The following is a 20,516-nucleotide window of genomic DNA, read 5'->3' on the forward strand; positions in this document are numbered from 1 at the left end:
CGTGAGGGCATGAACGACCGCGTCCGCCTCCTCCTCGCCGCGTCGCTGCCACCCCTGGCGATCGCGGCCGTCGGGATGACTCATCCCGCCCGTCTCACGTTCGAGGCGGCCCACCACTGGCAGGTCATGCACACCGTGCTCCTGCCGGTCTTCCCGCTGCTGGCCCTGGGACCGTGGCTGGTGGCGCGACGCGCGAACCGTGCGGCGGGCGTCGTGGCGGGCGTCCTCGCCTTCGTCTACGCGTGCTTCTACACGAGCCTGGACGTGATCGCCGGCATCGCCACCGGCGCTGTCAAGCACGACGGCGGCGTCGGTCTCGGCACGCTCTTTCGCGTCGCGGGCGACCTCGGTGACATCGGCAGCTACGCCTACTTCGCCGCCTCGGCCGTCGCGGTCGCGGTCGCGGCGCGCCAGCTGGGGATCCTGCGCGCCGCCCCCGGCGCCGTCCTCGTGACCGTGGGCGCCGTGATGTTCTGGCAGGAGCACGTCTACCGCCCGTGGGGCGTCCTGGCGATGGTGCTGCTGGCAGCCGGCTGGGGATGGCTGGCCCTCGCGCGACCGCAGCATGCCGCTCAGGCGGTCGCGACCAGCTGACGCAGCGCCACCACGACGGCTCCTGCCTCCAGCACGTCGGTGACCCCCGCGCGCATCCGGTCGGCGACCACATCCGCCAGCTCCTCGACCGCCGCGTCGGCCTCCCCGACGAGCTCGGACCGCGACTCCTCACCATCCTCGCCCTGGTCGCGCAGCACCGCGGCGACCGCTTCCATCGCCGAGGCCGCCGGCCCTCGGAGCCGGGGGCCGAGCGCCACGACCTCGCGGTCCGCGTTCTCGCTGCGCACGAGCAGGCCGGCCAGGTCGTCGACGACCAAGGAGAGCCGCTCGAGCGCCCGGGCGTGCTCGGCCTGGCGGTCAGCGCGGTCCTGCCAGCGACGGGCCCGCCAGTTGACGCGGCGCACCTGCGTCGACTGGGCGACGAGAAGCCCCATGGCGCGCGCCTGCGGCCGGATGTCGTGGTGGCGCTCGAGCCACGCCTCCTGGTTCGGGAGCTCGTCGCTGCGCAGGCCGCCGGCCAGGTCGTCGAGCTGGGCCGCCAGCGCCTCGCGCACCGCGCTCAGCTCACGATCCCCTGGCGTGAGCGGCATCGGCGGCAGCACCGCGTTGACCAGCACGCCGACCGCGGCCCCCATCCCGGTGAGCACGACGTAGCCCGTCAGGTAGTCGAGGAGTCCGCTGCTGCCGATGATCAACACGAACAACGCCGAGATCGGCACCCAGTCGCCCATCTCCCCGAGCCGCCACCACCCCGCGGCGACCGTGCCGAGGAGCACCACGAGCGCCAGCCCGGGCACCACCGGCACCACGGCGCCCACCGTCACCGCGATCGTCGCCCCCAGCAGGATCGCCGCCACTCCCTGGAGCGACGCGCGCACGGAGTCCGCCACCGTCGACGACACCGCGATCACCGCCCCGAGCGGCGCGTAGTACGGGTACTCGTCGGCCGCGCCTCCGAGCGGTTGGACCGCGAGCCAGGCCAGGACCGCCGCGGCGGCCGCCTTCGCCGCGCGCGGCCCCCGGGGGTGCCGCGCCAGGGCGTCGCGCCCCTGCGCCAGGCGGTCAGCGACGGGTCGATGGGTCGAGCTCATGCGGGAGGGGTTCCCCGTCGAGCCGGGCACAAGCGTGGCGGCCGGCACACGCCCCCGCGAAGGGGACACGACTGAGCCCCGACGAAGAACTTGTTCAACCGACTGGACGAAGTGAACAAGTTTTGCGTACGATCGTCATCAGTCTCGAGTGCACGGGACATGGCCACGTCGGCCAGCGCATCACCCGCAAGCTGGAGCCTCACATGCCGAACCTGAAGCGTCTTCCCCTGCCCCTGATCGAGGTCTACGAATGGCAGCACTCGGCTGCCTGCATGGGCCTGGACTCGTCGGTCTTCTTCTCCCCGACGGCCGAGCGCGGTGCGGCCAAGCACCTGCGCGAGCAGGGTGCCAAGGCCGTGTGCGCCCGCTGCCCCGTGATCGACGCGTGCCGCCAGCACGCCCTGTCGGTGCGCGAGCCGTACGGCGTGTGGGGCGGTCTGACCGTCGAGGAGCGCGAGCAGCTGCATCGCCTCCCGCAGGCCAGCTGACGCGCCGCGGCGCGCCCCCAGATGCGCCGCATGCTCCGTCGCCGCGGGGGTACGCCCGAGCCATGGACGCCCTGGAGATCACGTGGGCCCTCAGCTTCATCGCGACGGCCTGGTTCCTGCCGATCGGCGCAATCCGGATGATCGCCTACGCCTCGGGCGATGTCGACCACACGTCAGGCATGCGACGCCTCGCCGTCGCCACCCTGGGTACCGGCCTCGGGGCCGCCATAGTCCTGCTGGCGCTGACCCTCGCGATTGTGCTGCGGTAAGCAGCGGGGCCGGACGCTAGCCCACCGCCGTGCCGAAAAGCCGGCCGATCGCGTAGGTCACGGCGAGGCCGGCGGCTCCGCCCACGACGACACGGGCCACGGCCAGGCGCGGGCTGCTGTGCCCGAGTCGGGCGCTGATGAGCCCCGCCAGGGCGAGGGCGACCAGCACGATCGCCACGGTCGAGAGGACCTGCCAGGCCTCCGGCGCGAGCATGATGGCCGCGAGCGGCAGCGCCGCGCCCAGGGTGAACGCGACGGCCGAGGCCGCGGCCGCCTGCAGGGGGCTGGTCAGCGCATCAGGGTCGATGCCCAGCTCGATGTCGGCGTGGGCCGCGAGCGGGTCGTGGGCCGTCAGCTCCTCGGCCACGCGACGTGCCGTCTCGGCCGAGAGCCCCTTGGCCTCGTAGAGCCCGGCGAGCTCCTCGAGCTCCTCTTCCGGCGAGTCACGCAGCTCGCGCGCCTCCAGGTCGAGCTGCGACCGCTCGCTGTCGCGCTGGCTGCTGACCGAGATGTACTCGCCCAGGGCCATCGACACCGCGCCAGCCGTCAGGCCGGCGAGGCCGGCCGTGAAGATCGCCCCTCGCCCGGCCGAGGCACCGGCGACCCCCACGACGAGGCCCGCCGTCGAGACGATGCCGTCGTTGGCGCCCAGCACACCGGCCCGCAGCCAGTTGAGCCGCGAGCCCATCGCGGCGTCATGCGGCTCGTCCTCGTGTGCTCCGGAAACGGTCATGGTCTCTCCTCGTGGTGCTGCGGGCTGGCCGGTGGCTCAGGAGGTCCCGACGTCGCTCCAGGCTGCCTCGGCACCACTGTGCCCGATGCGCACGACCTGGACCGCCACGCCGATCGATCCCAGCACGGCCAGCACGACCAGGACGGCCACGACGGCCTTCGGCCACGAGGAGGCTACTCGCTCCCGACGTCCCGCCCACCAGAGCCCGATCGCCGCCACCGCCAGGACGGCGACGAAGGGCAAAAGCTGATCGCCCAGCTCGGCGTGCCGTTCGACCAGCCTGGTCTCGGCGACACTGCGCTCGAGGTTCTCGCCCGAGGACGTCGACAGCGGGACGAGGACCAGACCCACGACCGCAAGCCCCGCGGGCAGAGGACCGGCCCAGCGGCGGAACCGGGGCCACAGCACGGCGAGCAGGACGGTGACGGCCGCGAGGGGCACGATCACGACCGTGCCGTGGACGATGAGCGGATGCAGCGGCAGACCGAACGCGGTCTCAGGCATGGGGTCCTCCGGTCAGGGGACGCCGGCGGCTCGGGCGCACGGGGGACGTCTGACGGTCGAGGTGGCGGGGATTTCTCATGGCGCCACCCTGGGGGCGCGAACCTGCACGTCACCTGACTGGACGGCTGGCGGCGACGCGACGGCGCGGCGGCGCCGGCGCCCACGCAGGACGGCGAAGGCTGCCGGCGCCAGCGAGCACGCCGCGAGGCCCATCGTGATGAGCTCGATGTGCTGGGCGACGAACGCGATCGCGCCGAAGAAGAAACCCGTCATGACGATGCCGGTCCCCCAGACCAACGCCCCCACCACGTTGTAGGTCGTGAAGCGGCGGCGGCGCATCAGGGCGACACCGGCGACGACCGGCGTGAAGGTGCGCACGACCGGGACGAACCGCGCCGCGATCACCGCGACGGGACCGTGCTTGACGAAGAACTCCTCCGCCACGGCGACGTGCTCGTGCCGGAAGAGCCGCGACTCGGGGCGTGCGAAGACCCGCGGCCCCCAGCGGCGACCGACGAGGTAACCGACCTGGTCGCCGGCCGCGGCGGCGACGCACACCGCAGCGGCGACGAGCCAGATCGGCAGGTGGATCACCCCACCGGCGACCAGGGCTCCGGTGATGAAGAGCAGCGAGTCCCCCGGGAGGAAGAACCCGACCAGCAGGCCGGTCTCCGCGAACACGACCGCGATCACGAGCAGCAACGCCAGCGGCCCGAGCACCAGGAGGGCCGGCGTCAGCAACGCGGTCATGCCAGTCCCCCGCGGCACGTGCGGGGGCGACGTTCGTCAGCGGAGGTCTCGGTCATGGCACCACCGTGGCCGCTCGAACCTGCACGCCACCTGACTGGAGCTCAGGACTAGGCCTCAGGACTGGGGCAGCGTGAGCGTGAAGACCGTGGGATCACGGTCGCTGGTCAGCACGACGTCGCCGCCCAGCGAGCGCGCCACGCGTCGCGCGAGGGCCAGTCCGAGGCCGGCACCGGTGCTGCCCGGACCGTGCACGCCCGGGGTGAACAGCGCCTCACCCAGCTCGGCCACGACCCCCGGACCGTCGTCGGTGACGCTGATCTCGATCCGCCGGTCCCGCACGGCCGCTGTGAGGGTGACGCCACTCGAGGCGTGAGCCACGGCGTTGTCGACGAGCGGCGCCAGGGCTCGGGAGGCGAGGGCCAGCGGCGCACCCGTGTCCGGGAGGTCGTCGCCGATGTCGACCCGGATGCTCACCCCCGACCGCTCGTGCTGATCGGCCAGGACCGCGCGGGCGATCTCGAGCGGGTCGCACGTCGCACCGCGATCACCCTCGCCGCGCGCCACGTCCAGCAGCGTCGTGATCGTCGTGCTCATGCGCTCCACGAGGGCGATGACCTCCCGCAGCCGCTCGGCGACACGCTCCTGGGGCTCCATCATGAGCGCGATCTCGGCCTCGCCACGCAGTGCGGTGAGCGGCGTGCGCAGCTCGTGCGCGAGCTCGGCCGTCAGGCGTTGCTCCCCGCGCAGCGCCCCGGCGACCCGGTCGAGCAGCAGGTTGAGCGTCTCGCCCAGGACGGCGATCTCGTCCCCACGACCCGGAACCGTCGCGAACCGGGAGTCGAGGTCGTGCTCGCTCCACTCCTCGGCGCGGGTCGCCATCGACCCGACCGGCGCCAGGGCCCGCCGCACGGTCCAGGCCGCGCTCGCGCTCGATCCGGCCGTGACGATCACCCCGAGCGCCACCAGGCCGATCGCGACGACGTTACGCGTGCGCTCGTACGGCTCGAGCGACTCCGACACGACGACGACTCCGGCCGGGTCGCCGGACGTCGACGCCGGAACCGGTGCGGCCAGGTACAGGCGCTCGCGTCGCTCCAGGCTGGTCCGCCGGGTCACGTCGGCCAACGACTCGGCGGTCTCCTGCACGTTGCGCCCGGCGTTGGGTCCCCGCACCTGCTGCCCGGTCGCGTCGAAGACCCAGACGGCCTCGTCGATCGCGTCGTCCGGGGCGTCGAGTCCCGGGCCCGAGTCACCGTCACCGGCCTGCGCGGTCGCGAGCACGAGATCGAGCCGGTCCTCGAGAGAGCTGGTGACGCTGTCGCGGGTCAAGGCGGCCAGGACCAGCAGCACCGTGGTCACCACCAAGGCCATCGCGACCGCGGTCACGAGCGCGGTGGAGCGCACGATCCGGCTCCGCAGCCCGGCCCGGCGCCAGAGTCTCACTGGAGCACGAACCCGACGCCGCGCACGGTCTCGAGCCGGACGGGCGACTCCACGGCGGCGAGCTTGACCCGCAGGCGCCGCACGTAGGAGTCGATCGTGTTCTCGCTGACCATCGTGCCGTCGGGCCACGCGGCGACCACCGCGGCGCGGCGCCGGACGACCGTGCCGGGCTGGGCGGCGAGCGTGGCCAGGAACCGGTACTCGGTGGGGGTCAGCCGCTCCTCGAGGTCGCCGTGGCGCACCGCGAAGCGGCCCGGGTCCAGGTGCAGGCCGGTGGTCGTCTCGGGGACTGCGCGCGCACGGCGCGTCAGCGCCTCCAGCCGTACGAGGACCTCGGCGACGGCGAACGGCTTGGCGACGTAGTCGTCGCCGCCGGCGTTGAATCCCGAGACCCGGTCGTGGAGGGCGTCGAGCGCGGTCAGGAACAGCACCGGGGCGTGCTGGCCGGACGCGCGCAGCGCCTGGCACACGTCGCGGCCGTCCGCGTCGGGCAGGCCGATGTCGATCACGAGCACGTCGACGCCGGACCCGGCTCCGAGGTTCGCCACCGCCTCCTGGCCGTTGCGGGCGATCACGACGTCGTGGCCGTGCAGGGTCAGGGCGTCGGTGAGCACGCGGCGCACGGCGACGTCGTCCTCACAGATGCCGATGCGGGTCACGTCGTCCATGGTGCCCCACGCCGGACCCGTGCACCCACGAGATCGTTCACCGCACGCGCAGGGCCAGAGCGGGGCACGCGGCCGCCGCTCGGCGGGCCGCACCGACCAGATGGGGCTCGATCTCGGGATCGAGGACGAGGGGGTAGCCCCACTCGTCGAGGCCGATCTTCTCCGGCAGGAGGCGCGCGCAGAGCCCGTGGCCGTCGCACCGGGTCCAGTCGACGGCGATCGCGGTCATGACGTCCTCCTCGGGATCGCGAGGATGCTCGACGGCGGTCGTCCGCAGGTGCCGTGGGCGCGGTGGACCTCGATGTCGTCGGCCAGTGCGACGAGTGCCGAGGTCATGAACTGGACGGCGCCGTCCGGGTGGGCGCACGCCCCGCGGCCGCGCACCTGACTCGCGCGCCGCAGCAGCTGGGCCTCGGACCCCTGACCCGCCGCGAACGCCCGCACGTCCTCGGCCAGCGCCGGAAGCCCGAAGAAGCACGGTCCGCACTGTCCGGCCGACTCCTCGGCCAGCCACTGGCTCACGGCCGCGACCTCGGCGAGCACGCACGTGCCGGGGTGCGGCCGGGCGATGACACCCGCGCCGAGCGGTGCCCCGGAGGCGCGCAGCGCGGCCCGGTCGATCGTCAGACCTGCGGTCGAGCGCACCCAGGTTCCGTGGAAGCCTCCGACCAGCACGGGAGCGCCGGGGCGCCCAGGCAGCAGCGCGTCGAGCGGGGTGCCGTTGGCGACCTCCAGGACCCCGGCCTGGACCACGTCGCCGACGAGCGTGACGAGACTCGTGCCCGGTTCGTCGCGGGTGCCGGTCTCGGCGTAGCCGGCGGCTCCGAGCCGGGCGAGCACCGCGATCTGCGCGAAGGTCTCGACGTTCGAGGCGAAGGTCGGACGCCCGTCGAGGCCGCGGTCGTGCGGCAGGTCGCGGCGGCCGCCGGGCCGAGCGAGTCCGGTCGTGAGGCCGTTGACCACGGCGCGGATCTCGCCGCCGGCGAAGCCCGCCCGCGTGAGAGCGAGGGTGACCGCGGCCGCGTCCGGGCGCTCCGCGAGCGCTGCTGCCAGGGCGGCGTGGGCCCGGTGGTCGTGGACCGCGATCGTCGCTCCGGTCGCGCCGAGCGCGTGCGTCACGACCAGGGCACCGTCGATCACCAGGTGGGGGGCGACCGTCATCAGGGCCCGGTCCTTGCAGCTCGCCGGCTCCCCCTCGCTGCCGTTGACCAGGACCGTCATGGGTCCGCCGAGCGGCATGGCCTCGAGCTTGACGGCGACGGGGAAGGCCGCGCCGCCCCGACCGAGCAGGTTCACGGCGCGCAGCGACTCGAGGAGCCAGGCGCGCGGGCGCAGGGCGGGCACGCCGTGGACGGCCCGGTGCTCGGCCCAGGTCAAGGCTCGGTGGGCAGCGACGCCGGCGAGCAGCCGCGGCGCGCCGAACGGGTGGGACGGGGCGGTCGCGACGGGATCAGTGACGGTCATGAAGTGATCCTGACGAGGCGACGGGCTGTGGCGAGGGGCTGGTTCGCGGATCGGTCGTGGCCGAACAGGCGCACCGCGACGGCGACGACGACGGCCAGGCCGCACGCGACGTAGACGGCGGACGCCCAGATCGTGCCGGTGTCGGTACCGGCGAGCAGGCCGTGGCCCATCGACAGCGCCCAGCCGGCGTAGGCCATCAGGTGCACCGATCGCCAGGTCCGGGCCGCCCGGGCGGAAGCGGCGAGGCGACCGCGCGCCGCACCGGTCACCGCGGCCAGGACGATCGCGTAGGTCCCGAGGGTGCCCAGGCCCAGGGCGACGGGCGCGTACCCGGCGGTGAACGGCACCAGCGCGCCACTCACGCTGACGTCGACGAAGTGGTCCACCACGAGGATCGCGACGTGGGCCGTCAACGCGAGAAGTCCGGTGATGGCGGCCGAGCGATGCGCCATCTGCATCAGGAAGCGACGGTCGATCGCCGACCAGGTGCGCGGACGCGCGCGGCCCGACGCGAGCGCACCGAGGACGGTCGAGACGGTGAAGGCGATCAGGGCCACCATGCCGGCGGCCCGCGCCAGGTACCAGAGCGTCATCACGACGCCTCGACACTGACCGGCCAGGCACCGAGGGTACGGACCCGGCCCCCATGGTCGACGAGCCGGGCCGGCAGCTCGAGCTCGGCCAGGTACGACTCCGCCTCGGCGCCGAGGATCAGGGCCGCGGTGCTCGCGGTGTTGGCGTCCACCGCGCTGGGCGCCCAGACCGTGGCCGAGCGCCACGGCCCGGCTGCAGGCCGCCCGGTGCGCGGATCGACGATGTGGTGGGCGTCGCCGGCGGCCGTGCGCCAAGCACGCGCCGCGGTCGACGACGTCGCCAGCCCGCCATGCGTCAGGCCGATCTGCTCCCCGTCGCCGCCCGCGATCTCGCTGACGTGGACCTGCCACGGCCGGTCGGCGCGTCCGGCGACCGCGAGGTCTCCACCGATCTCCACCAGGACACCGGTGCCGTGGAGGGCGGCGATCGTATGGGCGGCGACGTCGGCGGTCCACGCCTTGGCGGTCGCTCCCAGGTCCAGCACGACCCCGCGCGGGACGCCGATGCGGGACAGCTCGTGGTCGACGCGCACCTGGCGCCAGTCGGCCGGCGGCACCGCCTGCGCGGGAGCGGCCGGCACCAGCCGGCCGCGCACGAGCTCGATGTCGCGGTCGTAGCCGGCGGCCATGACCTGATGGCCGATCGTCGGGTCGACCAGTCCCTCGGTCTCGGCGGCCGCGTCGAGCGCGACGTCGACGAGCGCCAGCGTGCGACCACCGACCGGCACGAACGTGCCCGACCTGGCGTTGACGCGGCTGAGGTCGGACGTCGCCAGGAAGCGGCTCGACGACTGCTCGACCTCGCTCATGAGACCCGTGAGGTACCGCCGGGACGGGCCGAGGGCAGCCGGGTCGGTCACGACCAGGCGCACCGTGCAGGTCCAGTCCTCCCAGAGGGCCGAGGCGCTCATGAGGCGTTGCTCCCGGCGTCGGGCGACGACCCGCGCTGGGGCGAGGTCAGTCCGGTCGAGCCGGAGGAGTCCGACGACCGCGAGCCGCTCGAGCCCGTGCTGCCTGTCGGACCCGAACCGTTCGCTCCCGGAATGCTCGGCCCGGCTGTGTCGGGCGGGGTGGACAGGCTCTGGGCCGCCGTGACGGCGGCCAGACCACCGGTCAGCAGCAGACTGGACGCAGCGATCGCCGCGAAGTGCTTCCTCGCCCGGGCGACAAGAGCCGCCCGCGGCGCCGTGGGTGAGGTGTTCATGGTGGGGTGCTCTTCGCCTCGTGTCGGACCGGTGGGTCGTCGAGCGATCGTTGATCGACCGCTCGCGCCCATCGTGACGGCGCACACCTGCACACAACCTGACTGCTCGCGGGAGGGGCCCGCGTGCAGTGGGAGACAGCAGACCGGGAAGGGACAGCAAGCCTTACGGCCCGCTCCCGGGCGTCGCGGCACCGGCCGGGCTGGCACCGTCACCCGACGAGCCCGCAGACGACCAGGCCGGGCCGACACGTGACCGCTTAGATTACTGGTGTCGACGGCGATGTCGACGTCCGACTCAGCCCGCGCCGACGAGACGGTGAGACGGTGGGACGGACGGCTCGACCCCGAGCCGGACGAGGCGCGGCTCGACCAGACGCAGAAGGAGTCCTGATGCTCAACCCGGTGCACCTGCGGACCCTCACCGTGGTGCTGAGAACCGGATCGTTCGCCGACGCCGGCCGCCGACTCGGCTACACGGGCTCAGCCGTGTCGCAGCAGATCTCGGCCCTCGAGCGCCAGGTGCGGATGCCGTTGTTCGAACGATCCGCGCACGCCGTGCGGCCGACCCCGGCCGCTGAGTTCATCGCTGCTCGGGCGACCTCGGCGCTCAGCACGCTGCAGGAGCTGGAGGACGAGATCGCCGCACTCCACGAGGGCACCGCGGGCCGCGTGCGCCTCGGCAGCTTCCCCACGGCGGCCGAGCGCCTTCTGCCGATCGCCCTGTCCGAGCTCGCGCACGCGACACCGGACATCGAGGTCCACCTCGACGAGGGCGAGCCGTCGGAGCTGGTGGGCCTGGTCGAGGCCCGTGAGCTCGACGTCGCCCTGGTGTACCGGTACGACCTGGTCCCCCTCAGCCTGCCGCGCGGACTGCGCGCGCACCGTCTCCTGGTCGAGGACCTGCTCGTGATCATGCCGGTCGACCACCCGGCCGCGGAGTCGGACGAGGTGGTGATGTCCACCCTCGCCGCCGAGACCTGGATCACGACCCGGGACGGTACGGCTGCCGCCACGATGATGCAGCGCCTCTCGGGAGCCGCCGGCTTCGAGCCCGACATCGCTCACCGCAGCAACGACTACGACGTGATCCACGGCCTCGTGCGGGCCGGGCTCGGGCTGGCGGTCGTCCCGGCTCTGGGGCACGTCCCGACCGAGGGCATCGCGGCGACACGGCTGAGTGGCCCCGACACCCACCGCGAGGTCTTCCTGCTGCGATCACCCACGTCGCGGCGTGAGACCGTCACGCGCATCGTCGCGGCGCTGGAGCACGCCTGCGAGACCGTGGCCGCGGGCAGCGCCGCGCTCACGACAGGTCGATGACCCGACCCGCGTCGAGGCGGTGGGTCCGAGTGCCAGCAGTTCTGGTGCTGCACCGCACCCCTGAGATCGCGAGTCGACAAAGGCCGTCCGCGACTTTGATCAGCAGGGACTCCGCGGAGTCGACGAGCATCAGCATCGCTGGTCCTGGGAGCGCTAGACCGTCGGCCTCGACCCCTCGTGCCGGGCGCCGTCGCGCCCGCATGATGGGAACCGACACCGAGACGAAGGGCTGAGACCGATGCTGAACGACACGTTCGACCTCATGGACGAGTGGGGGCCGGAGAAGGTCGTATGCGTCTCCGACCGGCGCACCGGGATGCGCGGCGTCCTGGTGATCGACAACACCTCGCGCGGCATGGGCAAGGGCGGCACCCGCATGAGCTCCGGCCTGAGCGTCCTCGAGGTCGCCCGGCTCGCGCGCACCATGACGTGGAAGTGGGCGGCTCACGACCTGTTCCACGGTGGCGCCAAGGCGGGCATCCTCGGCGACCCGAACGCCCCTGACAAGGAAGGCATCCTGCGGGCCTTCGCCCGGGCGCTGCGAGGCGAGGTCCCGAGCGAGTACGTGTTCGGCCTCGACATGGGTCTGACCGAGGCCGACGCCGCGATCTTCCTCGACGAGCTGGGTGACCGCGGGGGTGCCGTCGGCCTGCCCCGCGAGCTGGGCGGGCTGCCGTACGACGAGCTCGGGGTCACCGGTTTCGGCGTGGCCGAAGCGGCCGACGCGGCCGCCGCCGAGATCGGCCTGCCGATGGCCGGCGCGCGGATCGCGATCCAGGGCTTCGGGGCCGTCGGTGTCGCGGCCGCCGAGCGCTTCGCGCAGCTCGGTGCCGTGGTCGTCGCCGCGTCGACCTCGAAGGGGGCCGTGATCGACCCGGCCGGACTCGACCTCGCGCGCCTGGTCGAGCTACGCGCCAAGCTGGGTGACGACTGCGTGAGCGAGTACGGCGGCGTGCAGGATGCCGGCGCGGCCCTCACGGTCGACGCCGACGTGCTGGTGCCGGCCGCCCGCGAGGACGTCATCGACGAGCACCTGGCGGCGACGACGAGCGTGCGGCTCGTGGTCGAGGGCGCCAACATGCCGACCACGGCGGCCGCCAAGGAGGTCCTGCACGCGCGGGGCGTCACGATCGTGCCCGACTTCATCGCCAACGCCGGCGGCATCGTGGCCGCCGCGCACTCGATGGACGCCCGCCGCTCGCCGTTCCCGGTCGAGCCCGAGACCGTCTTCACGATGATCTCGGCGAAGATGCGGGCCAACACGGCGAACGTCATCGCCGAGAGCCGGGCCCGCGGCCTGATGCCGCACGACGCCGCACGCGCCGTGGCGCAGGACCGCGTGCGGGCCGCCATGGCCCTGCGCGGCCAGCTGCCGACCGCCTGATCCCCATCCCCAGCGCACCGAAGGACGTTCACCCATGACCACTGTCGACACCACGACCCTGCGGGCGCGCTTCGCGGCTCGCCTCTCGGCGCTCTACGGGACGGAGGTCCCGGCCTACACGACGCTCGTGGAGGTCTCGCACGAGGTCAATGCCCGCGTCATCGAGCGCCACGGCGCCGACGCCGAGCGCCTCGGGTCGATCAGCCGCGTGACGGCCGAGCGGCACGGGGCGATCCGGGTCGGCAGCCCGGCCGAGATGGCGCAGGTCGCGCGGGTCTTCGGTGCCCTGGGCATGCAGCCCACCGGGTTCTACGACCTGCGCGACGCCCGGCCCACCCCCATCCCGGTCGTCTCCACGGCGTTCCGTCCGCGCGACCGCGAGGAGCTCGCCCGCAACCCGTTCCGGGTCTTCACCTCGATGCTCGTCCCGGAGGACCGACGCTTCTTCGACGCCGACCTCGAGCAGCGCCTGCGCACCTTCCTCGACGCTCGACAGCTCTTCCCCGACGAGCTGCTGACCCTCGCCGACCGCGCCGAGGCCGAGGGAGGCCTGGACGAGGCCGCCGCCGTGACGTTCCTCGATCTGGCCGCCTCGGCGTTCGCGCTCTCGCCCGAACCGGTCGACAGCGCGTGGTACGCCGAGCTCGAGCGGGTCAGCAGCGTGGCCGCCGACATCGGCGGTGTCACCACGACCCACATCAACCACCTGACGCCGCGCGTGCTCGACATCGACGACCTCTACCAGAGCATGCAGGCCCGGGGCATCGAGATGATCGACCGCATCCAGGGTCCCCCGCGGTGGGACGGCCCCGACGTCCTGCTGCGACAGACCTCCTTCCGCGCACTCGCCGAACCGCGCCGCTTCCGCGACCCCGACGGGGTCGTCTCGGAGGGTTCGCTGCGCGTGCGCTTCGGCGAGGTCGAGGCCCGGGGCATCGCCCTGACCCCCGCGGGCCGCGACCTCTACGACCGCCTCGTCCGCACCGTCGACGAGCGCACCGCGGAGAGCGGGGAGGACCGCGACGTCGTGGCGCAGCAGGTCTGGACCGAGCACCTGCCGGCGACCGAGCGGCAGCTGTGCCTCGACGGGCTCGGCTTCTTCACCTACCGCCCCGCCGAGACACTGCCGGTGGGCACGCCGCCCCGGGACCTTCGCGGCCTCGTCGCCGGCGGCTGGCTCGAGGCCGATCCGATCGTGTACGAGGACTTCCTGCCCCGGTCGGCGGCGGGGATCTTCTCGTCGAACCTCACCGGTGAGGGAAGCGTCGACGCCTCCCAGGGCGGCGCCGAGCGCGACATCGACTGGATGTCCGCGACGGTCGGTCGCGACGTGGCGGCGCCCGAGGACGTCTACGCGGCCGAGAGCCGGACGAGCCTGGAGGCGGCCGCAGCCACGCTGGGAGTCACGATCGCGGAATGACGCCGCCTCGCCGCCTCGGCGTCTCGCCGTGACGGCTCTGGCGAACGTGTCCGGGGGGGCCTCAGCCCTCGTCGAGCCCGATGAGGGCGCGAACCTCCTGGGCGAGCGTGCGCGGGCTGAACGGCTTGGGGATGACCCCGCGGATCGCGACGTCGGCCCAGGGCGGGTCCTCCCCGCCGACCACGGCGCGGGCCGTCAGCAGCACGATCGGGATGTCGGCGGTCTTCGGGTCACCGAGCAGGATGCGTGCGGCCTCGACGCCGTCGACCTTCGGCATCATGACGTCCATCAGCACCACCGTCGGCTGGTGCTCGCGCGCCAGGTCGATCCCGGTGACCGCGTTGTCGGCGCTGACGACCCGCCATCCACCGACGCGCTCCATCGAGATCTCGACGAGCATGCGGATGTCCGGGTCATCGTCGACGACCAGGGCGAGCGGGGGGATCATGCGGCCATCTCCCGAATTCAGGTGGACCTGACTGGCGCCCTCATTGTGTCAGTCCGCCGGACGTCTCCGCACCGTCGAAGGTGAACGACCTCACCGATAGACTCCGCGCCGTGAGAGAACTGCGGCGAGCACGACGGTCCGGACCGCGGCGATGCCGAGGCCGGCGGTGAACGCCGGGCGGTTGCGGATCACCGTGCGCACCGCGATCGGCCAGGGACGCACGCCGATCTCGGCGTTCGACGACGCCCTGCACGGGGCGAACGTCGCCGACTTCAACCTCATCACGCTCTCGTCGGTGGTGCCGCCGCGCAGCGACGTCGTGATCAGCGACGAGTCGCTGCCGGCCGAGCACGGCGACAAGCTCTACTGCGTGGTCTCCACCGCTCGCGCCCAGCTGCGCGGCGAGTCGGCCTGGGCGGGCCTGGGCTGGGTCTACGACGAGGAGCTCGGCGGACTGTTCGTCGAGCACCACAGCGGGAGCCAGGAGTCGGTCGAGGAGCTCATCGACCTCTCCCTGGAGGACATGGCGCGGCGACGCGGCCTCGACTTCGGTCCCGCGAACCGCGTCGTGGCGGGCGCCCACTGCGAGGACCGGCCGGTCTGCGCGCTGGCGATCGCCACGTACGAGGTCGAGTCGTGGCAGGCAGCCCGTGGCTGACGACGCGACCCCCACGACCGTGACCGGACCCCGGGTCCCGGGTGTGCAGGTCGAGCGCCACCTGGAGGTGGCGGCCGAGCGCGCCGAGGAGCTGTACCCCTGGTACGAGAGCACCTTCGCACCGCTGCGGGAGGCGGCCGCGGCGCGGCACGTTCTGACCCTGGAGGAGTTCGTCGAGGAGATGGCCGATCCGCGCATCGACAAGTGGATCGCCACCAGCGAGGCCGACGGGGCGTTCCTGGGGCTGTCCACCCTGGCGCGCGACCTCGAGGCGGTGCCCTGGGCCAGCCCGGAGTACTACACGGTCCGGCATCCGGAGCACGCCGCCCGCGGGGCGATCTGGTACCTCGGCTTCACGATGACGCCGCCGAACGGCCAGCGCGCCGGGGTGTTCGCCACGATGCTCACGGCCATGATGGAGGCCGCCGTCGAGCACCGGGTCATCGTGGCCTGGGACATGTGCGCGGCCAACGTCGAGTCGGGCCTGAACGCCGCGATCATGGCGCAGCTCGCCGCCGGTGCGGGCGCTCCGTCGACGCAGGTCGACGTGCAGACGTACTACAGCGCCGACTTCTCCGGCGGGTCCTGAGCCGCGGCCGCTTCGCCGGTCAGCCGGTCGGCCGACGGCAGGGTGAACGAGAAGACGCTGCCCTCACCCAGGGTGCTCTCGACCCAGACCCGGCCGCCCATCTGCGTGACGATCGCGCGGGTGATCGCGAGGCCGAGCCCCGTGCCGCCCTCGATGCGCGAGTCCGAGGAGTCGACCTGCCGGAAGCGTTCGAAGATGTCCTCCAGCCGGTCGGCCGGGATGCCTCGGCCCTCGTCGGCGACCGTGAAGACGACCTCGTCGCCGTTCGGGGCGGCGCTGATCCGCACGGTGCTGCCGGCGTCGGAGAACTTGACCGCGTTGCCGACCAGGTTGCCCAGCACCTGAGCCACCCGGTCGGGATCGGCGATCACCTCGCCACCGACCTCGCCGACCTCGAGCGCGATGTCGGCCCCCTGGGCGAGGGCCGCGAGCTCGGCCGCGCTGGACTCCACGAGTCGCGCCGCCAGGTGCAGCGAGGCGTGCACCTCGAAGGCCCCCGAGGAGAGCCGTTCGACGTCGAGGATGTCGTTGATCAGGCGTCCCAGCCGCTCGGCGCTCTCCTCGCCGTGGTTGGCCATGGCCTGCACCTCGGGGGGCAGCTCGCCGAGCGCGCCGCTGCCGATCAGACCGAGGCTCCCGCGGATGGAGGTCAGAGGGGTGCGCAGCTCGTGGCTGACCACCGAGAGGAACCGGTCCTTCATCCGCTCCACCTCGCGCCGTGCCGTCGTGTCACGGAAGGCGACCACGGCTCCGCTGACCTTGGACGTGGCGGGGTCGACGATCGGCGACGCCACGATCTCCACCGCGAACGGCGTGCCGTCGCTGCGCAGGTAGACGTCGTCCTCGCTGCGCGCCACGACCGCGTCGCGGATCGCCTCGGTGACGTAGCACGAGTCGATCGGGTACGGCGCGCCGTCGGGCCCGGGCGCGTGGAACAGGTCGTGCGGGTGGGCCAGTCCGATCGCGGCCTCGTCCAGGCCCAGCATCTCCTGGGCCGACCGGTTGATCACGGTCACCCGGCCGCCTACGTCGACCCCGTAGATGCCGTCGGCCACGCTGTCGAGCAGCGCACGGGTCTGCTCGGCCCAGTGCCGCAGATCGGCGGTCTGGTCGGCGACCCGCTGCTCCAGGTCGCGCCGCAGCTCGTAGGTCTCGCGGCTGATGATGAGCTCGCGCCCCAGTGCGGCCGCGACCAGGACGATCCACAGCACGACCTGACCGCGGGCCGTCGGACCTCCGGCGCTGACGGTCTGGATGATCCCCGCGGCCAGCAGCACGGCGAACACCGTGACCGTGCCGGCGATCTGGGCCGTCCTCGGCCGCGCGACGGCGTCACCGACCTCGTGGGTCGGCACCCACGCGGCGAGGCCGATGAGGGAGTATCCGACGACCCAGCCCAGGTCGGTCCAGGTGCCGAACGCGTAGCCCTCCTGGGCCTGGGTCACGGCGTAGTTCAGGTCGCTCAGCATGTAGCTGAGGTAGCCGGCCGCGATCAGCGTCAGGGCGGCCCGGTCGGCCGCGCCGGAGCGCGTGAGCAGCAGGACCGCGATCGTCGCCACGACGACGTCGAGCACGGGCAGGATCAGCACCGTCGCGCCGCTCACGCCGCCGGTGGTGGTCGACAGCAGGTCGTCGTAGATCAGGGAGCTGGCGATCAGGAGCACGGCGGATCCCGCGACGAGACCGTCGAGCACCAGGACCGCGACCCCGCGGCTGGAACGGAGGGCGGGGAACAGGAGCAGGGCCACGATCGAGACCGTGAGGGCCGTGGCGATCGCGACGTCGTTGAGCGCGGCGGAGAGCCCGGCCGTGCCGCCACCGACCACCGAGCTGACGATGTTGCCGGCCACGACGATCAGGCCGGCGAGCCCGATCAGCTGCCAGGCGCGGCGGCGACGCCCTCGCGACCGGCGGCCGCGCAGGAAGCAGCTGGCGGCCGCGGCGCTGCCGACGAGCAGGAGCCCGCCGGACGCGGAGGCCGTGGCGACGGCGGAGCCCGGGTGCGTGATCAGGATCGCGGCGAGGACCACCAGGACGGGGACCACGACGGCGGTCGCGACGTAGGGCGCTCGCAAGCCCGCGCCGGCTGGGCCGGGTGCCGTCGACGCTGGGCCGCTCATTGCGCATCATCCGATCGTGTCCGGGCTGGTCGCCGTCCGATGGGCGGGTCGAGCCACTCGCCGGCGCATCTTCCCCACCAGCGCACGGTTCGGCGCGGCCGATGGCTCTGACACGGACGCCGAGCGTTCTCCCGTGTTCATCATGGCAGACGGTCGGCGCATCAGGCCGGATCTGCGTCGCCCACCGGTCCGCCTCGCGGGGGCCTCGCATGTCGCAGCCACGAGAGCCTGGCGTCACTCCTCGGGCACGACGCCCGACCACCACTGGCTTCGGGCGAAGAACCTGCGACTTTGCCCCGAGCCACTCCCCGCAGTCACCCCACCCGAACGACACCAGGGCCCGCAGCGACGAACGCGGCGGGCCCGGGTACTGGCGGAGGATAGGGGATTCGAACCCCTGAGAGCTTTCACTCAACCCGCTTTCCAACCGCGCCAGCGCCAATTTCGACCAGTTCGCCAAAGTCTCTTTCGCTGGAATTGCAGCGTTTTCCATCACTGCCCATCACGCTCAATCAGGGCAAATCATGGTCCAACTGAGACCAAAACTGAGACCAAAACCGAGAACGATCCGTGGGCCTCTGAGAGGCCGGCGAGCGCGGCGCTCAGCTCACGCGGTCAGCCAGTGTGGCGAGCCCCGGCCCGGAAAGCTCGTCCAGTGCGACGGGCCTGCCGGCGATCGCCATCAGGAGGGACTCGGCCGGACCGGCGACCTCATCACCGGTCCCGCGCGACCAGTCGTGATCGGTCGCCACCAGCCTGAGGCCGCGCGCGTTCCGCTTCGCCGGCAACGTCGGAGCCTTCAGCGCAAAGTCCAGTGCCGGCAGCAACCGCTCCGCGGGGATCTCCCGGGGCCGGCCGAGTGCGCGTCGGATGTCCTGCTGGTGGATCAGCCCGTCCGTCAGGGCAATGGCACCATGCATGGCCGACGTCAGCCCGCGCGGAGTCTCGCAGCGACGTACGAGCTCGATCACCTCGTCGTTCGAAAGGTCGGCGTGTCGAGCGACGGCCCAAGCGTTGACGGAATCGACCCGGAGGCCGCCGCGGAGGAAGGCCATCGGCAACCCGGACCAACCCAGGTCGTCGTAGCTCACGATGTGAATCGCGACCTCACGCACCGACCAGTCGTCGCACAGCGATGGACGGGCCCACTCATCAGGAGCCAACCCCCTGCAGAAGCTCGTGCAAGCTGGCGCGCTCACTCTCGACCAGCACTGGCATGTCGTTCGTCATTCCCGCTCCTTTCCAGCAAGCCGCAGCACCCGCGACGTAGACCGTCGCATCCGCAGGGACGGTCCCGCAGCACGAAAGGCTGCCCGAGTGACACCTTGGCGGAGTGCCCACGATTTACAGATTGAGTCCACTATGGGACATCATCTGTTGTGACTGGTCGGGAGTTCCTCACCATCGAGGAGACAGCGAACACCCTTGGGGTGTCGACTCGTCACGCCCGGCGACTCGCGGACACCGGCGCCATCGATCGCATCGCGCGAGGACTGGTCGACCGAGGGTCGGTCGATCGTTACCTCCAGTCGCAGCGTATGGGCCGCACCCGAGCCTGGGCTGAGCACACGGCGTGGGGCGCCGTCGCGATGCTCGCCGGTCTGGATGCCGACTGGCTCGGTGCGACTCAAACCTCGCGACTCCGACAGAGCCTTCGCGAACTCACCGAAGTCGATGAGCTTCTGACCCGGACCCGCGACCGCGCTCAGGTCCACACTTTCGAGGCACACCGCGCAGCGCTCCCCCAGCTTCGCCAGGTCGTCGCCCTCTCCAACACCCGGACACTCGGCCTCACCGACGCCGTCGACGCCAGCAGGGACGGCTACCTCGCCGCCAGCGACCTCGACAACGTCTCTCGGGACCTCAGCCTGCGCGCCGACCCGGCCGGGCCTGTCACGCTGCGGGTGACCGGCTTCGACTTCGAACAGGTCCGCGCCTTGGTCGACACCTCCGTCGTCGCGGCCCTCGACGCAGCCACGAGCACGGACCCGCGCGTGCGAGGCGTCGGCCACCGCGTGCTGGCGGAGTCGCTGGAGGCGTACCGATGAGCGCCGAACGCCCGCCCATCGACGTCGCCTCCCAACCGGGGGATGGGCGACTCCCTTACCGAGCGTCGCCGAACTGGCAGACGCCCGAAGGCGTCAAAAGAATTTCTGTGCTCAGTGGGCAATGTTGCTCATTGGGCAGGGGCGGTCATACTGAGGGAGTGGATCGTGGATTGCGGGACCTCAAGCGGGAGGCCACGGCGCAGGCGCTGGCCGAGGCGGCCTTCGAGTTGACCCGTGAGCGCGGGTTGTCGGGGTTCGTCACAGCAGACGTGGTCGACCGGGCAGGGTATTCGCGCCGCACCTTCGCGAACTACTTTTCCTGCAAGGAGGAGGCGGTCGCCTCGGTCGCGTTCGGTGGTGTCGACGACGCTAGCGCTGTCCTGACCGCCCTACCCGCAGACCTGCCCCTGCTCGATGCCCTATTGGCCGTGATGCGGGATCAGTTCACCGCGGACACGTTGGTGAGGATGCGCGAGCTGATGGCAATGGGGCGGCAGTACCCGTCCCTTGAACCTTATGTCCTCGGGGTTCAGCAACGAATGCGCCAGACCGCCCAGGAGCTCTTGGGGTCGGTGGCCGGGGACCGGTACCCCGCCATCTACGTACCCCTGCTATTCGGCGCCGTGTACGGCGCGGTGATGGCCGCCTTGGAGGGAACCTTCGACGTGCACCTTGACGGTGCAAGCGACGCCACCCCCGCGTCGATGGACTACAGCTCGTTCCTCGACATCACCTTCGACTACCTGCGCCACGGCCTCTAGCCGCCG

General features: G+C 72.4%; 25 protein-coding genes. 11 read left to right on the forward strand and 14 right to left on the reverse strand.

All coding sequences use genetic code 11. From position 1 onward, the window contains the following. Positions 1-9: 9 nt before the first annotated feature. Positions 10-594 carry a hypothetical protein gene (locus KAG51_RS07920; protein WP_290582383.1) on the forward strand — a complete coding sequence of 195 codons (585 nt, stop codon included), beginning with the start codon at positions 10-12 and terminating at the stop codon, positions 592-594. Here the strand turns inward: KAG51_RS07920 and KAG51_RS07925 are convergent. Then, a complete protein-coding gene (locus KAG51_RS07925; protein ID WP_290582385.1) occupies positions 573-1,646 on the reverse strand; it encodes an aromatic acid exporter family protein in 1,074 nt (357 codons plus the stop codon). The two genes, KAG51_RS07920 and KAG51_RS07925, sit on opposite strands and share 22 nt — an antisense overlap. A 203-nt stretch (positions 1,647-1,849) precedes the next feature. Between KAG51_RS07925 and KAG51_RS07930 the strand changes: the two genes are divergently transcribed. Together KAG51_RS07930 and KAG51_RS07935 are read left to right on the forward strand one after the other, a co-directional pair. Then, positions 1,850-2,134 (forward strand): WhiB family transcriptional regulator, encoded by a 285-nt coding sequence (locus tag KAG51_RS07930; RefSeq protein ID WP_290582387.1) that lies wholly within the window; start codon positions 1,850-1,852, stop codon positions 2,132-2,134. 62 nt (positions 2,135-2,196) lie between these two features. After that, positions 2,197-2,403, forward strand: coding sequence for a hypothetical protein (locus KAG51_RS07935; protein ID WP_290582389.1), 207 nt, complete (start codon positions 2,197-2,199; stop codon positions 2,401-2,403). A gap of 16 nt (positions 2,404-2,419) precedes the next feature. Here KAG51_RS07935 and KAG51_RS07940 read toward each other — a convergent pair whose 3' ends face one another. The 10 genes from KAG51_RS07940 to KAG51_RS07985 all read right to left on the reverse strand — a co-directional run bounded on the left by KAG51_RS07940 (position 2,420) and on the right by KAG51_RS07985 (position 9,762). Further along, positions 2,420-3,136 (reverse strand): VIT family protein, encoded by a 717-nt coding sequence (locus tag KAG51_RS07940; protein WP_290582391.1) that lies wholly within the window; start codon positions 3,134-3,136, stop codon positions 2,420-2,422. A gap of 36 nt (positions 3,137-3,172) precedes the next feature. Continuing rightward, positions 3,173-3,640: a DUF2231 domain-containing protein gene (locus tag KAG51_RS07945; RefSeq protein WP_290582393.1), complete on the reverse strand. Its 468-nt coding sequence runs from the start codon at positions 3,638-3,640 to the stop codon at positions 3,173-3,175. Positions 3,641-3,715: 75 nt separating this feature from the next. Beyond that, the gene (locus KAG51_RS07950; RefSeq protein ID WP_290582395.1) at positions 3,716-4,390 is read right to left on the reverse strand and encodes a VTT domain-containing protein; all 675 of its coding nucleotides are present in this window, start codon (positions 4,388-4,390) and stop codon (positions 3,716-3,718) included. Between the two features lie 114 nt (positions 4,391-4,504). Beyond that, positions 4,505-5,794, reverse strand: a complete 1,290-nt coding sequence (locus KAG51_RS07955) for a HAMP domain-containing sensor histidine kinase (RefSeq protein ID WP_290582397.1) — start codon at positions 5,792-5,794, stop codon at positions 4,505-4,507. A gap of 35 nt (positions 5,795-5,829) precedes the next feature. Next, a complete protein-coding gene (locus tag KAG51_RS07960; protein WP_290582399.1) occupies positions 5,830-6,492 on the reverse strand; it encodes a response regulator transcription factor in 663 nt (220 codons plus the stop codon). 46 nt (positions 6,493-6,538) lie between these two features. Continuing rightward, entirely contained in the window at positions 6,539-6,730 is a 192-nt protein-coding gene (locus tag KAG51_RS07965) for a ferredoxin (RefSeq protein WP_290582401.1), read from the reverse strand. After that, the gene (locus tag KAG51_RS07970; protein ID WP_290582403.1) at positions 6,727-7,965 is read right to left on the reverse strand and encodes an NADH-ubiquinone oxidoreductase-F iron-sulfur binding region domain-containing protein; all 1,239 of its coding nucleotides are present in this window, start codon (positions 7,963-7,965) and stop codon (positions 6,727-6,729) included. Before KAG51_RS07970 ends, KAG51_RS07965 begins: the two co-directional genes overlap by 4 nt. After that, on the reverse strand, positions 7,962-8,558 hold the full coding sequence (locus KAG51_RS07975; RefSeq protein WP_290582405.1) for a ferric reductase: 597 nt from the start codon (positions 8,556-8,558) through the stop codon (positions 7,962-7,964). Before KAG51_RS07975 ends, KAG51_RS07970 begins: the two co-directional genes overlap by 4 nt. Beyond that, a complete protein-coding gene (locus KAG51_RS07980; RefSeq protein WP_290582407.1) occupies positions 8,558-9,469 on the reverse strand; it encodes an FAD:protein FMN transferase in 912 nt (303 codons plus the stop codon). The genes KAG51_RS07975 and KAG51_RS07980 overlap by 1 nt, the downstream gene beginning before the upstream one ends. After that, the gene (locus tag KAG51_RS07985) at positions 9,466-9,762 is read right to left on the reverse strand and encodes a hypothetical protein (RefSeq protein WP_290582409.1); all 297 of its coding nucleotides are present in this window, start codon (positions 9,760-9,762) and stop codon (positions 9,466-9,468) included. The genes KAG51_RS07980 and KAG51_RS07985 overlap by 4 nt, the downstream gene beginning before the upstream one ends. A gap of 268 nt (positions 9,763-10,030) precedes the next feature. On the opposite strand from KAG51_RS07985, the gene KAG51_RS07990 reads away from it, so the two are divergent. The 4 genes from KAG51_RS07990 (at position 10,031) to KAG51_RS08005 (ending at position 13,886) form a co-directional block, all read left to right on the forward strand. Continuing rightward, a complete protein-coding gene (locus tag KAG51_RS07990; protein WP_290582411.1) occupies positions 10,031-10,153 on the forward strand; it encodes a hypothetical protein in 123 nt (40 codons plus the stop codon). Continuing rightward, positions 10,153-11,082 (forward strand): LysR family transcriptional regulator, encoded by a 930-nt coding sequence (locus KAG51_RS07995; protein ID WP_290582413.1) that lies wholly within the window; start codon positions 10,153-10,155, stop codon positions 11,080-11,082. Before KAG51_RS07990 ends, KAG51_RS07995 begins: the two co-directional genes overlap by 1 nt. A gap of 238 nt (positions 11,083-11,320) precedes the next feature. Next, entirely contained in the window at positions 11,321-12,466 is a 1,146-nt protein-coding gene (locus KAG51_RS08000; RefSeq protein WP_290582415.1) for a Glu/Leu/Phe/Val dehydrogenase dimerization domain-containing protein, read from the forward strand. A gap of 34 nt (positions 12,467-12,500) precedes the next feature. Then, a complete protein-coding gene (locus KAG51_RS08005) occupies positions 12,501-13,886 on the forward strand; it encodes a DUF1338 family protein (protein WP_290582417.1) in 1,386 nt (461 codons plus the stop codon). A gap of 61 nt (positions 13,887-13,947) precedes the next feature. Here the strand turns inward: KAG51_RS08005 and KAG51_RS08010 are convergent, their stop codons facing one another. Further along, positions 13,948-14,334, reverse strand: coding sequence for a response regulator (locus KAG51_RS08010; RefSeq protein ID WP_290582419.1), 387 nt, complete (start codon positions 14,332-14,334; stop codon positions 13,948-13,950). Positions 14,335-14,527: 193 nt separating this feature from the next. Here KAG51_RS08010 and KAG51_RS08015 point away from each other — a divergent pair, with 193 nt between their 5' ends. Both KAG51_RS08015 and KAG51_RS08020 read left to right on the forward strand, forming a co-directional pair. After that, complete coding sequence (locus KAG51_RS08015) at positions 14,528-14,992, forward strand: pyruvoyl-dependent arginine decarboxylase (RefSeq protein ID WP_290582421.1); 465 nt, start codon at positions 14,528-14,530, stop codon at positions 14,990-14,992. Further along, positions 14,985-15,581: a hypothetical protein gene (locus KAG51_RS08020; protein ID WP_290582423.1), complete on the forward strand. Its 597-nt coding sequence runs from the start codon at positions 14,985-14,987 to the stop codon at positions 15,579-15,581. Before KAG51_RS08015 ends, KAG51_RS08020 begins: the two co-directional genes overlap by 8 nt. Here KAG51_RS08020 and KAG51_RS08025 read toward each other — a convergent pair. Both KAG51_RS08025 and KAG51_RS08030 read right to left on the reverse strand, forming a co-directional pair. Then, positions 15,551-17,701 (reverse strand): ATP-binding protein, encoded by a 2,151-nt coding sequence (locus KAG51_RS08025; RefSeq protein ID WP_290582425.1) that lies wholly within the window; start codon positions 17,699-17,701, stop codon positions 15,551-15,553. The two genes, KAG51_RS08020 and KAG51_RS08025, sit on opposite strands and share 31 nt — an antisense overlap. A gap of 602 nt (positions 17,702-18,303) precedes the next feature. Next, positions 18,304-18,900, reverse strand: a complete 597-nt coding sequence (locus tag KAG51_RS08030; protein ID WP_290582427.1) for a maleylpyruvate isomerase family mycothiol-dependent enzyme — start codon at positions 18,898-18,900, stop codon at positions 18,304-18,306. A 339-nt stretch (positions 18,901-19,239) separates the two neighbouring features. Between KAG51_RS08030 and KAG51_RS08035 the strand changes: the two genes are divergently transcribed. Both KAG51_RS08035 and KAG51_RS08040 read left to right on the forward strand, forming a co-directional pair. Beyond that, complete coding sequence (locus tag KAG51_RS08035; RefSeq protein ID WP_290582428.1) at positions 19,240-19,749, forward strand: hypothetical protein; 510 nt, start codon at positions 19,240-19,242, stop codon at positions 19,747-19,749. Between the two features lie 158 nt (positions 19,750-19,907). Continuing rightward, positions 19,908-20,510, forward strand: a complete 603-nt coding sequence (locus KAG51_RS08040; protein ID WP_290582429.1) for a TetR/AcrR family transcriptional regulator — start codon at positions 19,908-19,910, stop codon at positions 20,508-20,510. Positions 20,511-20,516: the final 6 nt, after the last annotated feature.

The organism is Aeromicrobium sp. (assembly GCF_023146395.1).
Taxonomy (GTDB): Bacteria; Actinomycetota; Actinomycetes; order Propionibacteriales; family Nocardioidaceae; genus Aeromicrobium.

Bases quoted from the DNA above. Each gene is read 5' to 3' on its own strand.
- KAG51_RS07920 (WP_290582383.1), top strand. From the start codon at position 10: ATGAACGACCGCGTCCGCCTCCTCCTCGCCGCGTCGCTGCCACCCCTG.
- KAG51_RS07925 (WP_290582385.1), bottom strand. From the start codon at position 1,646: ATGAGCTCGACCCATCGACCCGTCGCTGACCGCCTGGCGCAGGGGCGC.
- KAG51_RS07930 (WP_290582387.1), top strand. From the start codon at position 1,850: ATGCCGAACCTGAAGCGTCTTCCCCTGCCCCTGATCGAGGTCTACGAA.
- KAG51_RS07935 (WP_290582389.1), top strand. From the start codon at position 2,197: ATGGACGCCCTGGAGATCACGTGGGCCCTCAGCTTCATCGCGACGGCC.
- KAG51_RS07940 (WP_290582391.1), bottom strand. From the start codon at position 3,136: ATGACCGTTTCCGGAGCACACGAGGACGAGCCGCATGACGCCGCGATG.
- KAG51_RS07945 (WP_290582393.1), bottom strand. From the start codon at position 3,640: ATGCCTGAGACCGCGTTCGGTCTGCCGCTGCATCCGCTCATCGTCCAC.
- KAG51_RS07950 (WP_290582395.1), bottom strand. From the start codon at position 4,390: ATGACCGCGTTGCTGACGCCGGCCCTCCTGGTGCTCGGGCCGCTGGCG.
- KAG51_RS07965 (WP_290582401.1), bottom strand. From the start codon at position 6,730: ATGACCGCGATCGCCGTCGACTGGACCCGGTGCGACGGCCACGGGCTC.
- KAG51_RS07970 (WP_290582403.1), bottom strand. From the start codon at position 7,965: ATGACCGTCACTGATCCCGTCGCGACCGCCCCGTCCCACCCGTTCGGC.
- KAG51_RS07975 (WP_290582405.1), bottom strand. From the start codon at position 8,558: ATGACGCTCTGGTACCTGGCGCGGGCCGCCGGCATGGTGGCCCTGATC.
- KAG51_RS07980 (WP_290582407.1), bottom strand. From the start codon at position 9,469: ATGAGCGCCTCGGCCCTCTGGGAGGACTGGACCTGCACGGTGCGCCTG.
- KAG51_RS07985 (WP_290582409.1), bottom strand. From the start codon at position 9,762: ATGAACACCTCACCCACGGCGCCGCGGGCGGCTCTTGTCGCCCGGGCG.
- KAG51_RS07995 (WP_290582413.1), top strand. From the start codon at position 10,153: ATGCTCAACCCGGTGCACCTGCGGACCCTCACCGTGGTGCTGAGAACC.
- KAG51_RS08000 (WP_290582415.1), top strand. From the start codon at position 11,321: ATGCTGAACGACACGTTCGACCTCATGGACGAGTGGGGGCCGGAGAAG.
- KAG51_RS08005 (WP_290582417.1), top strand. From the start codon at position 12,501: ATGACCACTGTCGACACCACGACCCTGCGGGCGCGCTTCGCGGCTCGC.
- KAG51_RS08010 (WP_290582419.1), bottom strand. From the start codon at position 14,334: ATGATCCCCCCGCTCGCCCTGGTCGTCGACGATGACCCGGACATCCGC.
- KAG51_RS08025 (WP_290582425.1), bottom strand. From the start codon at position 17,701: ATGAGCGGCCCAGCGTCGACGGCACCCGGCCCAGCCGGCGCGGGCTTG.
- KAG51_RS08035 (WP_290582428.1), top strand. From the start codon at position 19,240: ATGGGCCGCACCCGAGCCTGGGCTGAGCACACGGCGTGGGGCGCCGTC.